Below are 14566 nucleotides of genomic sequence, written 5' to 3' on the forward strand. Positions count from 1 at the left end.
AGGACTCCTTCCCTCGACTCAGCCGAGGGAAGGAGTCCTTCACGCGCAACCCAAGTACATGAAGGCCCCCTTCCTGTACCTAGGCGCAAGGAAGGGGGCCTTCCTGTACTTCAGGCGGGCACGGGCGCCAGTACCCGAGCCCACCGAACACCTCGTGAGTGGCGATTCGGGTTATTGAGGGCCAGGTCAAATGTGACGTGTACCTGGGCTCGCTGTGACCGCTCTGTTCGCGGGGTTGAGGGTCGGGGCGAAGGCGTAACTCGCGTGCTCAAGTGCGTAACTTGCGTGCTTGAAGGCGTGATTCGCGTGCTTGAAGGCGTAACTCGCGTGCTCAAGTGCGTAACTCGCGTGCTTGAAGGCGTAACTCGCGTGCTTGAAGACGTGACTTGCGTGCTTGAAGGCGTGATTCGCGTGCTTGAAGACGTGACTTGCGTGCTTGAAGGCGTGATTCGCGTGCTTGAAGGCGTAACTCGCGTGCTTGAAGGCGTAACTTGCGTGCTTGAAGGCGTGATTCGCGTGCTTGAAGGCGTAACTTGCGTGCTCAGAGGCGTAACTCGGGAGTTCCGCCTCTGAGCACGCGAGTGCGGCGGCCGCGCCACCCAGCCCCATCGCGCCTGAAGACGCCACGGTTGACTTACCCCTCAATAGAACTCGGATCACTTACGAGGGTTCTAACCCAACGCCCACAGTCGCGCGTAGTGTCCGCCCGCTTTCACCAGTTCGGCGTGCGTGCCTTGTTCGATGATCCGGCCGTGGCCCAGTACCACGATCCGGTCGGCCTTGGCGGCGGTGGCGAGGCGGTGCGCGACGACGAACGTGGTGCGGCGGCGGGCGAGTTGTTCGGTCGCGCGCAGGACGGCGGCTTCGGTGGACGGGTCGAGGGCGGCGGTCGCCTCGTCGAGCAGGAGGACGTCGGGGTCCACGAGTTCGGCGCGGGCGAGGGCGACGAGTTGCCGCTGTCCGGCCGAAAGGGACCGTCCGCGTTCGCCGACGGGCTGGTGGAAACCGGCAGGGAGCGCGGCGACACCGTCCAGCGCGCCGACGGACCGGACCGCCGCTTCGACCTCCGCGTCCGTCGCGGAAGGCCTGCCGTAGCGCACATTGTCCGCGACGGTCCCCGAGAACAGATGCGCTTCTTGCGGTACCACACCCATCCGCGCGCGCAGCGCGGCGAGGTCGTACTCGCGGATGTCGGTGCCGTCGATCCGGACCACACCGCCTGTCGCGTCGTAGAACCGCGCGACGAGTTTCACGGCCGTCGACTTCCCGGCGCCCGTCGCCCCGACCAGAGCGACGGTCTCGCCTGCCGGAACTTCCAGTGACAGCTGGGTCAACGCGGGTTCATCCGCTGCGGTGTAAGCGAAATCGACGTCCTTGAAGGACACTTCACCTCGCAGCCGCTCCGGGACCGCGACCGGGTTTTCCGCCTCCGGAACGGAAGTCGGCGTGCGCAGCAGGTCGCCGATGCGGGAAAGGCCGACCCGTGCCTGCTGGTAGCCGTCGAACACCGAGGACAGTTGCTGGATCGGCGAGAAGAACTGACCGAGGTACAACAGGAACGCCACCAGCACACCGGCCGACAGCGTGCCTGCCGCGACCCGGTTCGCGCCGACGATCAGCACGACGACCTCGGCCAGTCCGGAAAGCATTGCGGCGAAGGGGAAGTACGTCGCGACGAGACGCTGCGCCCGCAGTCGCGAACGGCGGTACTCGTCGCTGCGGGATGCGAACTTCTCGGCCGTGCGCTCTTCGCGCGTGTACGCCTGCGCGACCCGCAGCCCGTTCACGTTCTCCTGCATGTCCGCGTTGACGACGCTGACGCGTTCCCGCGCTTCGGTGTACGCCTTCGACGAAGCCCGGCGAAAGATCACTGTCGCCACGATGAGGATCGGGAGAACCGCAAGCGCGTACGCCGCCAGCCCGATGTCGGTGATCATCAGTGCCGCCGCGATCCCGGCCAGCGTCAGCGCGCTCACCACGGCTTGTGCGACGCCGGTCTGCAGGAACGTCGAGAGCGCGTCGACGTCGGTCGTCATCCGGGTCATGATCTTCCCGGACAGTTCGCGTTCGTAGAAGTCGAGCCCGAGCCGTTGCAGATGCGCGTAACTGCGTACGCGCAGTGAATACAGCACCGTTTCGCCGACCCGCGCGGTCATCTTGGTCTGGAGGTAGATCGCCAGCCAGTCCGCGACGATCACCAGCGCGCCGATCCCGGCGACCAGCCAGATCACCGCTTCCAGCCCGGTGCGCACACCGTTGTCGATGCCGTACTGGTACAGCGCGGGCATCGCGATGGTGGCCAGCGCGTCCGCCGCGACCAGGCCGATCACCACGGCGAGCGGACCGCGTACCGGTTTCAGCAGGCGAGCGAGCCGGAACTTCGGTTCGGGCGCGGTGACGTCGGTGCCAGGGAGCTTCGGCGTATCCGTGGCCGGCGGGAGTTTCCGGACGCTTTCGAGGAGTTCGCCAGTCGGCGGCAGGTCGACATCCCACTCGCCGCCGGAGCCTTTCCGTTCGCCCGCCAGTTCGTGGGTGTCGTCCTGCTTCGGCCACAGCGCGGCGGTGACGCCTTCGGGACCACAGTCGAGACCCTCGCAGCGGTGCGGCTCTTCGACGTCGTCACCGGGGCCCGTGACGAGTTCGCGGAACAGCGGGCAGCGCGCCAGCAGTTGCTCCTCGGTGCCGACGTCGACGACGCGGCCCTTGTCCAGGACGGCGATCCGGTCGGCGAGGGCGAGGGTGGAGCGGCGGTGCGCGATCAGCAGGGTCGTCCGGCTCGCGGTGACCGAGCGCAGCGTGTCGTGGATCGCCGCTTCGGTGACCGTGTCGATGGCGGACGTCGCGTCGTCGAGGACCAGCACACGCGGGTCGGTCATCAGCGCCCTTGCCAGCCCGAGCCGTTGCCGTTGCCCGCCGGAGAGGGTGAGGCCGCGTTCACCGACGAGTGTGTCGTAGCCGTCGGGGAGACGCTGGATGAACTCGTCCGCTTCCGCGGCCCGCGCGGCCGCGCGGATCTCCTCGTCGCTCGCGTCCGGCCTGCCGTAGGCGATGTTGTCGCGCACCGACGAAGAGAACAGGAACGCTTCCTCGAAGACGACGCCGATCGCGCCGCGCAGGTCGTGCTGCCGGACGTCTCGGACGTCGAGGTCGCCTACCTGGACCGAACCGCTGTGCACGTCGTAGAACCGGGGCAGCAGCAGGGAGATCGTCGACTTTCCCGATCCGGCGGTGCCGACGAGCGCGAGCGTTTCGCCCGGCCGGGCTTCCAGTGTGAGGCCGTCCAGCACGGGATCCGTGCGCGTATAGCCGAAGGAGACGTCCTCCAGCCGGACACCGAGCGGGCCTTCCGGCAGCGGCCGCGCGTCCGGGCTGTCGACGACGTCCGGTTGCGCGTCGATCAGTTCGTTGACCCGTTCCGCGCCCGCGCGGGTGAGCTGGGCCTGGACGACCAGGCTGGAGATCATCCGGGCCGGGCCGATCAGGATGGCGAGATAGGTCGCGAAGGCCAGGAAAGTGCCGAGGCTGACCTCGCCCTTCAGCGCGAGCACCCCGCCGACCGCCAGCACCGCGACCTGACCGGCCGCGGGCAGCGCCGCCGTCGTGGCTGTGGGCAGCGAGGACAGCCGGGCCGCGCGCAGGCGTTCGGCGAAGAGCTTCCTCGCCGTCTTCTCCAGCTTCGCGACTTCGCGCGCCTCCTGGCCGAAGCCCTTCACGACGCGTACGCCGGTGACGGTCTCCTCGACCTGCTGCGCCACGTCGGCCGCGCGCTGCTGCGCTGCCCAGGTCGCCGGGAACAGCCGTTTCCGGCTCACCGCCATGATGATCGCGATCGCCGGGGCGACCACCATCGCGATCAGGGTCAGCGTCGGCGACATCCACAGCATCGCGACGAGGGACAGCAGCGCGAAGATCACCGACCCCGCCGACAGTGGCACCTGCATCAGGACCGACGTGACCAGTTGCAGATCCGAGATCGCGCGTGAGGCGACCTGGCCGGTGCGCAGGGCGTCCTGCTTGCCGCCGTCGAGCCGCGAAACCGCGTTGAACACCTGACGGCGCAGGTCGTGCTGGACGTCGAGCGCCAGCCGTCCGCCGACGTACCGGCGGGCGAACGCGTTGGCGAAGGTCAGCACCTGCAGCACCGCCATCACGGCGGCGAGTACGCCGAGGCGGGAGGTGTCACCGGCGACGGCGCCGTCGAGCGCCTCCCGGATCAGCAGGGGACCGGCGGCCTGCAGCCCGACGCCGATGATCGCGGCGCCCAGCGACAGTACGACCAGCCAGGGATGTCGCCAGCACGAAGCGGCCAGGCGGCGGATCCAGCCTCCGGCGGGTACCGGGGCCGTCTCACGAACCGGACTGGCTTGACGTGGACGCGGTGGAGCAGTAGTCACCCCGACAGCCTAGGCGGCCGCACCGACAGGATCGGCCGGTCCGCGGAGTGCCGAACGCCATGAACGGCCCGTTACTGGCGAAATTCGCCAGTAACGGGCCGTTCATGGCACCCGTGGACAGGCTTACGTGATGTCCTTTTTCTGGTTCACGGCCCAGCCGGCGAGGAAGAAGATCATCGTCCAGCCGAAGAAGATGAGCGCGGACGCCCACCACGAGAACGCGCCGGGGGCACCGGCCGCGTACTGCAGTACCCACGCCGTCTCGTCCTGCAGCGCCGGCACCTTCACACCGGCGGCGCCGAACGCCTCCGCGCCGATGGCGCCCACGATGCCGTTGACCGTGCCGTTCGGCAGGACGCCGCCCAGCCAGGTGACATCGGCGGCGCCGAACATGACGAACACCAGGACGTTCTCGACCACGAGCATCCAGATGGTCAAGGTGATGATGCTGCCGACCACGCTGCGCCACACCGCGCCGACCCCGATACCGAACAGGGTGGCGAGGATCGTCGCGAGGACACCCGCGCCGAGCACGCCCAGCCATTGACCCGCCGTCGGCAGACGCGCGCTGTCGACCGTGATCACCGTGCCGAGGCTCGCCGCGGCCACGATGATCACGCCGTAGATCGCGCCCCACGCGATGTAGGTGATCATCTTCGCGGTCAGCGCCGAAACCCGGTTCGGGGCGGTGAGGAACGTGGTGGTGATCGTCTTCTTCGTGTACTCGCCGGCGAGTGCGAAGACACCGAAGATGATCGGGATCATCGTGCCGATGTTGATGCCGTGCCCGAGCGCGAGCAGGCCGACGGGCAGTTCGCCGGTCGAAATGCCGAGCGCTTCGGTCAGCTCACGGGTGTCCGAGCGGCCGAGGAAGTCACTGAAGTCGTTGGTGACCATGCCCCAGAACAGGGCGAACGCGAACGCGAAGACCACCGCGGGGATCATCAGCGCCCACCACGCCTTGAGCGTGAGCGTCTTGCGGAACTCCGCCTTGATCAGATTGCCCATCAGCCCTGGCCTCCCCAGCCCTCGTTCTGGCCCTGCTGCTGCGCCTGCTGCTGAGGCGGCGCCTGCTGGTACTGCTGCTGTTGCTGCGGGGGCTGCTGGCCCTGCTGGAACTGCTGCTGTTGCGGCGGCGCGAACCCGGGAGCCGGGGTGTTCGGCGGCGCGAACCCGGGCGGCGGCGTGTTCTGCGGGGCGTAGCCCGGAGGCTGTCCCTGATATCCGGGCGGCGGGCCCTGATAACCCGGGGGCGGACCCTGGTAACCAGGCGGCGGTCCCTGCTGGAACCCGGGCTGCGGCGCCGAGTACTGGCCCTGCGTCAGCTGGAAGAACATCCGCTCCAGATCCGCGGTCTCCTCCTGCATGCCGTAGACCGCGATACTCGCCTTCGCGGAGATGTCACCGATCTGCTGGACCGTCGCACCGGAGACCGCGACCCGGCCGTCCGGCATCGGCGCGACCTGCGTGATTCCCGCCTCCTGCAACGCCGTGACCAGACCGTTCGCGTCCGCGGACTGCACCAGCACCCGCGACTGGTTGCTCTTGCGCAACTGGTCGAGCGAGCCGTTGTAGCGCGTCATGCCCTGGCTGATGATGATGACCTGGTCGATCGTCTGCTCCACCTCGTTCAGCAGGTGGCTCGAGACCAGGACCGTGCGCCCTTCACGCGCGTACGCGCGCAGGAAGTTCCGAAGCCACAGGATGCCTTCGGGGTCGAGACCGTTCGTGGGCTCGTCCAGCACCAGCACCTGCGGATCCCCCAGCAACGCCGTCGCCAGCGCCAGCCGCTGCCGCATACCGAGCGAGAACCCGCCCGCCTTGCGGTCCGCCGCGGACGACAGGCCGACCAGGCCGAGGACCTGGTCCACGCGCTGATCCGGCATCCCGATCGCCGCCGCGTACACGCGCAGGTGATTCCGCGCCGTGCGAGCCGGGTGGAAACCCTCGTTCTCCAGCACCGAACCGACGATCCTCGCCGGATTCCCCAGCTGGTCGTGCGGGCGCCCGCTGATGGTCGCCGTGCCGTTCGTGGGCGTCACCAGCCCGAGCAGCATCCGGAGCGTCGTCGTCTTCCCGGCCCCGTTGGGCCCCAGGAAGCCGGTCACCGACCCCGGTTCCACCGTGAAGCTCAGATTCTGGACCGCGTTGACCGCACCGAACTGCTTGCTGAGATTTTGCACCGCGATGCGGCCACTGCCGTCGTGCATACCGTCCCCTTTTGTTGACGAAGGCCGATCACGCGACATCCTGCCTCACGGGGTGCGTTCGCACCCTCGGAAGGGGTCAATCCGCGGAAAGCGATCTTCGTCACGTTCGACCCGGTGACGGTTCCGTCCCCCAGTGCGGCCGCCACTGGGCCGAATGGCCGCTGACGTCTGGTTTTACGTCGCGGAGCGCGGAAGTTCACCGACTACCGGGATGGTCTGTGAAGAAATAATTCCGAAGACATGGCAACCCCATGCAGCGCGCAGGCGACTTATTACCTACGATGTAGGAGGCGGCCCGCTCCCAATGACCCCCAGGTTGGTTGAGCGGGCCGCCGTTATTTCTGGGGCCCGAGCCCCAGACCCCACGGTGCGGTCGGTGGCGGTGGGCGGCGTTTGCTGGGTCCAGCGGCGAGTTCAAGTACATGAAGGCCCCCTTCCTTGCGTCTAGCGACAGGAAGGGGGCCTTCATGTACTTGGGAGCGAGGGATCTTCGCACTGGGGGTCGCAAAGACCCCTCGCGTGGGAGTGTGGCTTGGGGTCAGGCCAGGACGGCGGACAGATCCGTGGCGGGCAGGCCGTGCGCGGCCGCGACAGGGGCGTTGGTCAGGGCACCGGCGTGTGTGTTGAGGCCCTTCGCCAGCGAAGCGTCGGCCTGCAGCGCCTTCTGCCAGCCGAACTCCGCCAGCTGGACGGCGTAGGGCAGCGTCACATTGGTCAGGCCGTAGGTCGAGGTGCGCGGGACGGCACCCGGCATGTTCGCGACGCAGTAGAACACCGACTCGTGCACCAGGTAGGTCGGCTCGTCGTGCGTGGTCGGCCGCGAGTCGGCGAAGCAGCCGCCCTGGTCGATCGCGATGTCCACCAGCACACTGCCGGGACGCATCCGCGCGACGAGGTCGTTCGAGACCAGCTTCGGCGCCTTCGCGCCGGGGACGAGCACCGCGCCGATGACCATGTCGGCCTCCAGCACGGACTGCTCGACCGACAGCGCGTTCGAGGTCACCGTGCGGATGCGGCCGCCGAAGTCGTTGTCGATCTGGCGCAGCCGGTCGACGTTGGTGTCGAGGATCTCGACGTCCGAGCCAAGGCCGAGCGCGACCCGTGCCGCGTTGAGGCCGGCGACACCGCCGCCGATCACGACCACGCGCGCCGGGTGCACGCCGGGGATACCGCCGGGCAGCACGCCGCGGCCACCGCTCGGCTTCATCAGTGCGTACGCGCCCACCTGCGGCGCCAGCCGCCCGGCGACCTCGGACATCGGCGCGAGCAGCGGCAGCGCGCGGTTCGGGGTCTGCACCGTCTCGTACGCGATCACGGTGGTGCCCGCGGCCAGCAGCGCGTCGGTCAGCGGCCGGTCCGCCGCGATGTGCAGGTAGGTGAACAGCACCTGGTCGGCCCGCAGCCGCGGGTACTCCTCGGCGATCGGCTCCTTGACCTTGAGCACGAGCTCGCCCTCGGACCAGGTTTCCTCGGCCGTCGCGAGCACCTTCGCGCCCGCGGCGACGTACTCGTCGTCGGTGATGGACGAGCCGAGTCCCGCGCCGGTCTCGACGAAGACGTCGTGGCCGCGCCCGGTCAGTTCGTGCACGCCAGCCGGGGTGAGCGCCACCCGGTATTCGTGCTTCTTGATTTCACGGGGGACGGCGATACGCACTGCGTGCCTCCTGCGGCGGGTCTGCGGATGTACTGGCGTACACAAGGTGCTGCCACTCACGGTGATGCACCCGGACGGCGGTGTCATCGTGCCGGTAGGACAGTCTTCGAAGCCGTTCGTCGTGGCGAGGGCACAATCACTTGACCTCCAGTTAACTGGAGCTTGCACCTTGGGTGACATGAGAGCCGTGTGGTTGAAAGAGTTCGGCGGGTCCGAAGTACTGGTTGCCGGGGATGCCCCCGACCCTGTTCCCGCAGCGGGCCAGGCGCTGATCGAGGTCGCCTTCGCCAACATCACGTTCGTCGAGACACAGTTCCGTGCCGGCGCCCCGGGGCCGTTCCGTGCCGAGCTGCCGGTGATCCCGGGCAACGGCGTCGGCGGTGTGATCAGCGCGGTCGGCGACGGGGTCGACCTCGACCTGGTGGGGAAGCGTGTCGTGACGTCGACAGGTGGCTCCGGGGCGTACGCGCAGCGGGTCGCCGTCGCGGCCGACGCTGTCTTCGAGTGCCGGACGGTCTCGCGCTCGACGCGGCTGTCGCGATCCTCGCCGACGGCCGCACGGCGACGGCGCTCGTCACCGCGGCGCGGATCCGGCCCGGGGAGCGCGTGCTGGTCGAGGCCGCCGCCGGGGGTGTCGGCGGCCTGATCGTCCAGCTCGCCAAGGCGGCGGGCGCGGAAGTCGTCGGCGTGGCGGGCGGTCCGGCGAAGGCCGAGCACGTCTGGGAGCGTGGTGCCGACCTGGCCGTCGACTACCGCGAAGCGGACTGGGCGGTGAAGGCGGGTGAGGTCGACGTCGTGTTCGACGGGGTCGGCGGCGAGATCGGGACGACGTCGTTCGGGCTGCTGAAGCCCGGCGGCCGGATGCTGATCTACGGGCTGTCGAGCGGAAAGTGGACAGAGGTGTCCGAAGAGGACGCGGCCGCGCGCGGTGTCACGGTGATCCGGAACCTCGGCGGACCTGCCGACATGCGGGCCTTCACCGAGTCAGCGCTCGCCGAAGCCGCCTCGGGGCGGCTGGAACCCGTGATCGGCCAACGGTTCCCGCTGGAGCGGGCGGCCGACGCCCACGCGGTGATGCAGTCGCGTGGCGCGATCGGCAAGACGCTGCTCGAGGTTTGAGGTCCGGCGTCGGCGAGATCAAAAAGGGATGCGTGATTTCACGTTTGCCTGCACGATGATCTACGAAAGCAAGAGGTGAAGCTCGGCCGCGTCCGCTGGGGGTGGGCGCGGCCGAGCAACCTGCGAAACGGTAAATGCAGCACGATCGAGTCAAGATGTTGATCTTACTGGCCGGTAAGCTGCCATTCTATTGCGCATGACAAATCAGGACTGGCGGCGGGAGCGGCGTGTTCGCACCGTCGACACCGAGGGCAATCCGGCCGATGTCATCGTGGGTCTGGTCGAAACTCCGGGGCATGGCTATGAAGCCGCGCTGCGGGTCGACGGCGGCCCCGGTGTCCTTCTGCCGCTTTACCCCGGTGCCGATCTGCTCGCCGCGGTGCGTCAGACCATTGAAGACGGGTATCGGGCCAGCGCGCACTAGCCGCTGGTGTCAGGAAAGGGTCTTTCAGGACAGACAGCGCCAATTGAAGGCGTGTCATGAAAGACCCTTTCCTGACGTCTGCGGACGGTTTCGTCGCACGACAAAGTGTTCACTGGTGAACAGAATGAAGTGGAATCCCGATCAGCTCCAGCGCAGTGAAATGAGTTGCGTGATCAACGCGAGCCGGACGTCCGGATCGTCCAGATCCAGCGGGACGAGATCGAGCAGCCGCCGCATCCGGTACCGCAGGGTATTGGGATGGATCCGGAGTTCCTTCGCGGCCGCGCGCGGGTCTCCGGGATGCCGTAGCCACTGGTAGAGCGTGTCGACGTAGCCGGTCTCGTGGGTTTCGTCGTGCGTCCGCAGCAGGCCGAGCGGCCCGAGTTCGGACACCTTCGCCGTACTCGCCGCCGTCGCGCCGCGGTGGAGCGAAAGCGCCGTCCACGCCTCGTCGAAGACCACGACGCGACCGGGGACGAGTTTGGCGCGAAGCAGGCCCAGTGCTTCGTCGGCCTGCGCCCGCGACGTCGCGAGTTCGCCGATTTCGCGGGCGGATCCCGCCGCCGCCCTCGGTGTCCCGCCCCGGCGTGACGCCGGCAAGGCTTCGAGCGCGGCGCGGAGTTCGTCCCAGCCGTCGCCTTCCGGGACGACGGCGTAGAGCACGCCGCCGAGTTCGGTCGCCACGGGCCGCCTGCCCACTCCTTGCGAGATCCGTTCGAGCAGTGCGAGCCGCAGCCCTTCGTCATCGCGGCCGTCGCCGCCGGAGACCTCGATGACGACGACGCGGTGCGGCTCTTCGGAAAGGTCGAGTTCCGCGATCGCCTTGCGCGGGCTGGCCTTGCCTTCGAGCACGGCACGCAGGAGCTCTGCCGAGACACGGCGCTGGGAGTCGGTGTGGGCGCGACGCCGCAGCAGGTGCAGTGCGACGACGGGTGCCGCGTCGGCGAAGGCGGCCGCGCGTTCGTCGGAGACCGGGCCCGCGACGACCGCCCACATCGAACCCAGCAGTTCGCCACCCATCCGGATCGGCACGATGAGCCGGGGCAGCGTCCCGTCGCGCTGCGCGGGCACGAAGATCGTTTGCCGCCCACGGGAAAGCTCGCGGAACACCCCTCGCGAGCGGAACCGCGCGAGGACGTCGTCGGGGATACGGCGGCCCATGATCGTGGACACGCGCGCGGAGTCGGTCAGGTCCTGCCGGGCCGAGTACGCGAGCACACGCGAGTTGGTGTCCTCGATGGTCACCGGCGCGTCGACCACCGAAGCGACCGCGTCCGCGAGCCGGAACAAGTCGCCGGAACCGGGGCCGCCGTCATCCTCCAGCGCGTCGGACTCGTCGGCCAGCGCGTCGAGGACGGTCCTGAGCAGCCAGACGAGCTGGGCCCACGACGTCGCCGGGCGCACTTCGATCAACGCGATGTCCGCCGACTTCGCCGCCCGCTTCACCGACGGCTTCGCCGCGAGCGGGGGTTTCAGCAGGACAGCCGCCGCACCTTTCGACGCGCTGAGCTTGACGAGTTCCGCGGCGTCCGACGTCTCGGCGATGGCGACGCCGAGTACGAGGTCACCCGCGGCGAGGGTGGTGCCGGGCTCGGCGATGACGACGTCGCCGACGGCCGGGGACTCTTCGGGCACCTGGAGGGCGTGCAGCAGCGTCGGACCCACCCGGTCGACGACACTGCGCACGGAAACCATGCCTTATTTTGCGCCCGCTGACGAAAACACGCCGAAGGGGCCGCGTCGAAGACAGCTCGCGTCGGGCGACCGGGCGCCCCTTCATCGCGTTTTCGTGGGCCTCCGGCCCAAGACGTCTACCGGTTACTCGTCCGGAGAAGCAGCCTTGGGGCTGGTGGGCGATGTTCGTCGATTCGGAAGGCAACCGGTTCGCCCTCCAAGAACGCTCGAACGGGTGAGGGGTCATGAGACGCGGTTCCCATCTTCTGGGAGTGGTTGGGTGCTCCGTTCGGCGGAGCTAGCTTCGGTGGCAACAGCCGAACCCCTTGAGCCGCTAGGAGAATCGCGATGAGCGCGGACGGATGGTCGTTCGAGACCAAGCAGATCCACGCGGGCGCGGCACCGGATACCGCCACCGGTGCGCGGGCGACCCCGATCTACCAGACCACTTCGTACGTGTTCCGCGATACCCAGCACGGCGCCGACTTGTTCAGCCTCGCCGAGCCGGGCAACATCTACACCCGGATCAACAACCCCACGCAAGACGTGCTGGAGCAGCGCCTCGCCGCGCTCGAAGGCGGTGTCGCGGCGCTGGCGTTCGCCTCCGGGTCCGCGGCGACGACGGCGGCCATCCTCAACCTCGCGAACGCGGGTGACCACTTCGTCTCCAGCCCGTCGCTCTACGGCGGTACCTACAACCTCTTCCACTACACCTTGCCGAAACTCGGCATCGAGGTCTCGTTCGTAGAGGATCAGGACGACATCGAGCAGTGGAAGGCCGCCGTCCGGCCCAACACCAAGCTGTTCTTCGCCGAGACGCTCGCCAATCCCGGCAGCAACGTGCTCGACATCCGCGGGGTCGCCGACGCCGCACACGAGGCCGGTGTCCCGCTGGTCGTCGACAACACCGTGCCGACGCCGTACCTCGTGCGCCCGATCGAGCACGGCGCCGACATCGTCGTCCACTCGGCCACCAAGTACCTCGGCGGCCACGGCACCACGGTCGCCGGTGTGCTGGTCGACGGCGGCACGTTCGACTTCGGCAAGGATCCCGCGCGCTTCCCGGGGTTCAACGAGGCCGACCCGAGCTACCACGGTCTCAAGTACTGGGAGGCACTCGGCCCCGGCGCGTTCGCCGCCAAGGCCAGGGTGCAGATCCTGCGTGACACCGGCGCCGCGATCGCGCCGCTGAACAGTTTCCTGATCCTGCAAGGGATCGAGACACTGTCGCTGCGGCTGGAACGGCATGTGTCCAACGCGCGGGCACTGGCCGAATGGCTGGAGCAGCGTGACGAGGTCGAGAAGGTCTACTACGCCGGCCTGCCGTCGAGCCCGTACTACGAAGCCGCACAGAAGTACCTGCCGAAGGGTGCGGGTGCGGTCCTTTCGTTCGACCTGCGCGGTGGTGTCGACGCCGGACGGGCCTTTGTGGACGGTACGGAACTGCACAGCCAGCTGGTCAACATCGGCGACGTGCGCAGCCTGATCGTGCACCCCGCCTCGACAACACACAGCCAGCTCTCGGCGACGGAGCAGGTGGCGAGCGGTGTCACTCCGGGTCTCGTGCGGCTCGCCGTCGGGCTGGAAGGGATCGAGGACCTCAAGGCCGATCTCGAAGCCGGATTCCGGGCGGCCAAGGCGGTTCTGTGACCCAGGCTCCCGTTCCCCCTTCCGCCACCGGTGCGTGGCGGGAGGGGGATCCGCCAGGGCGTCGCCGGTTCGTTTCCGGCACCCAGGTGCTCGAAACCGGGCCGGAACTGCCTTTCACGCTCGCTTACGAGACGTGGGGAACGCTGAATCCCAGCGTCTCCAACGCTGTTCTCGTCGAACACGCCCTGACCGGCGACAGTCACGCCGTCGGCCCGGCGGAGGAAGGCCACGTCAGCCCCGGCTGGTGGGACGGCCTGATCGGACCGGGCAAGGCGATCGACACGAGCGAATTCTTCGTCGTGGTCCCGAATGTGCTCGGCGGATGCCAGGGGTCGACCGGTCCTTCGTCACTCCATCCCGATGGAAAGCGTTGGGGCGGCAGGTTTCCCGCTGTCACCGCGCGGGATCAGGTGGCCGCCGAGGTCGTGCTCGCCGACGCGCTGGGCATCGGCCGGTGGGCCGCGGTGCTCGGCGGTTCCATGGGTGGGATGCGCGCACTGGAATGGGCCGTGAGTGAGCCGGAAAGGGTCGCCTCACTGCTTGTCCTGGCGTCGACGGCGCAGGCATCGGCCGACCAGATCGCCTGGGCCGCACCGCAACTGCACGCCATCCGGTCCGATCCGGGCTGGCACGGTGGCGACTATTACGACGTTCCCGGTGCTGGACCGGACACCGGCCTCGGCATCGCGCGCCGGATCGCCCACGTCACCTATCGCAGTGAAGCCGAACTGTCGCAACGCTTCGGACGGCGATATCAGGACGGCGAGGACCCGATGCGCGGCGGCCGGTTCGCCGTCGAGTCCTATTTGGACCATCACGCCGGGAAGCTGTCCAGACGGTTCGACGCCGGCAGCTACGTGGTGCTCACCGAATCGATGAACACCCACGACGTCGGCCGCGGGCGCGGCGGCGTCGCGAACGCGCTCGGCCGGATCACCGCGCGGACGGTCGCCGCCGGAGTGGACAGCGACCGGCTCTACCCGCTGTACCAGTCACAAGCGATCGCGGACGCCGTGGCCGGTGCGGAATTCGCCGTCATCGGCTCGCCGTACGGGCACGACTCGTTCCTGATCGAGACCGAGCAGATCGCGAAACTGGTCCGGCTGCTGCTCGGCCAGTGATCGGTGTCCAGACACGCCTAGGGCGTGTCTGGCAAATCTGTTCGATGGGATTCGTGATCCAGGTGGTTCCTGGTGGTGTGGGCCCTTCGTCCTCGTACTGGGCGTACTTGGTCGAAGGGCCCACGCCGCCAGGGACCGCCTGGGCGCGAAGACCACGAACGAGATTTGCCAGACACGCCCTAGCTTGAGTTTTAACCTGTTCGGCGGGGTCGTGGGTTGCTGGATTTGGTTTTCTTTCTGTGGTTGGGTTTCTGTCTGTTTGGGCTGGTGACGGTATGGACGTCGTGGCGTGGCGCGGGTTGGTGGTTGGGTGTTCCGGC

The 14566-nt window shown here is 68.3% G+C and carries 9 protein-coding genes and 2 pseudogenes; 6 read left to right on the forward strand and 5 right to left on the reverse strand.

Features of this window, described 5'->3' with window-relative positions:
- The first annotated feature begins 285 nt into the window (after window positions 1-285).
- Entirely contained in the window at window positions 286-573 is a 288-nt protein-coding gene (locus tag AB0M65_RS34565) for a hypothetical protein (protein WP_364037474.1), read from the forward strand.
- 98 nt (window positions 574-671) lie between these two features.
- On the opposite strand, the gene AB0M65_RS34570 is transcribed toward AB0M65_RS34565, so the two are convergent.
- The 4 genes from AB0M65_RS34570 to ald all read right to left on the reverse strand — a co-directional run bounded on the left by AB0M65_RS34570 (window position 672) and on the right by ald (window position 8258).
- The gene (locus AB0M65_RS34570; protein WP_364037477.1) at window positions 672-4394 is read right to left on the reverse strand and encodes an ABC transporter ATP-binding protein; all 3723 of its coding nucleotides are present in this window, start codon (window positions 4392-4394) and stop codon (window positions 672-674) included.
- A 123-nt stretch (window positions 4395-4517) separates the two neighbouring features.
- On the reverse strand, window positions 4518-5402 hold the full coding sequence (locus AB0M65_RS34575) for an ABC transporter permease subunit (RefSeq protein ID WP_364037480.1): 885 nt from the start codon (window positions 5400-5402) through the stop codon (window positions 4518-4520).
- A complete protein-coding gene (locus AB0M65_RS34580; protein WP_364037484.1) occupies window positions 5402-6604 on the reverse strand; it encodes an ABC transporter ATP-binding protein in 1203 nt (400 codons plus the stop codon). The genes AB0M65_RS34575 and AB0M65_RS34580 overlap by 1 nt, the downstream gene beginning before the upstream one ends.
- Before the next feature lie 538 nt (window positions 6605-7142).
- Entirely contained in the window at window positions 7143-8258 is a 1116-nt protein-coding gene (ald, locus tag AB0M65_RS34585; RefSeq protein ID WP_364037487.1) for an alanine dehydrogenase, read from the reverse strand.
- A 178-nt stretch (window positions 8259-8436) separates the two neighbouring features.
- On the opposite strand from ald, the pseudogene AB0M65_RS34590 reads away from it, so the two are divergent.
- A pseudogene (locus AB0M65_RS34590) lies at window positions 8437-9377 on the forward strand (zinc-binding dehydrogenase).
- 196 nt (window positions 9378-9573) lie between these two features.
- Window positions 9574-9801 carry a hypothetical protein gene (locus AB0M65_RS34595; protein WP_007033850.1) on the forward strand — a complete coding sequence of 76 codons (228 nt, stop codon included), beginning with the start codon at window positions 9574-9576 and terminating at the stop codon, window positions 9799-9801.
- Between the two features lie 141 nt (window positions 9802-9942).
- Here AB0M65_RS34595 and AB0M65_RS34600 read toward each other — a convergent pair whose 3' ends face one another.
- On the reverse strand, window positions 9943-11496 hold the full coding sequence (locus AB0M65_RS34600; RefSeq protein WP_364037491.1) for a helix-turn-helix domain-containing protein: 1554 nt from the start codon (window positions 11494-11496) through the stop codon (window positions 9943-9945).
- Between the two features lie 128 nt (window positions 11497-11624).
- On the opposite strand from AB0M65_RS34600, the pseudogene AB0M65_RS34605 reads away from it, so the two are divergent.
- The 3 genes and pseudogenes from AB0M65_RS34605 to AB0M65_RS34615 form a co-directional block, all read left to right on the forward strand.
- A pseudogene (locus tag AB0M65_RS34605) lies at window positions 11625-11714 on the forward strand (glyoxalase); the annotation flags it as partial.
- Between the two features lie 109 nt (window positions 11715-11823).
- Entirely contained in the window at window positions 11824-13125 is a 1302-nt protein-coding gene (locus tag AB0M65_RS34610; RefSeq protein ID WP_364037494.1) for a bifunctional o-acetylhomoserine/o-acetylserine sulfhydrylase, read from the forward strand.
- Window positions 13122-14246 carry a homoserine O-acetyltransferase gene (locus AB0M65_RS34615; protein ID WP_364037497.1) on the forward strand — a complete coding sequence of 375 codons (1125 nt, stop codon included), beginning with the start codon at window positions 13122-13124 and terminating at the stop codon, window positions 14244-14246. The genes AB0M65_RS34610 and AB0M65_RS34615 overlap by 4 nt, the downstream gene beginning before the upstream one ends.
- Window positions 14247-14566 lie beyond the last annotated feature (320 nt).

The sequence above is a fragment of the Amycolatopsis sp. NPDC051071 genome, from assembly GCF_040682875.1.
Taxonomy (GTDB): Bacteria; Actinomycetota; Actinomycetes; order Mycobacteriales; family Pseudonocardiaceae; genus Amycolatopsis.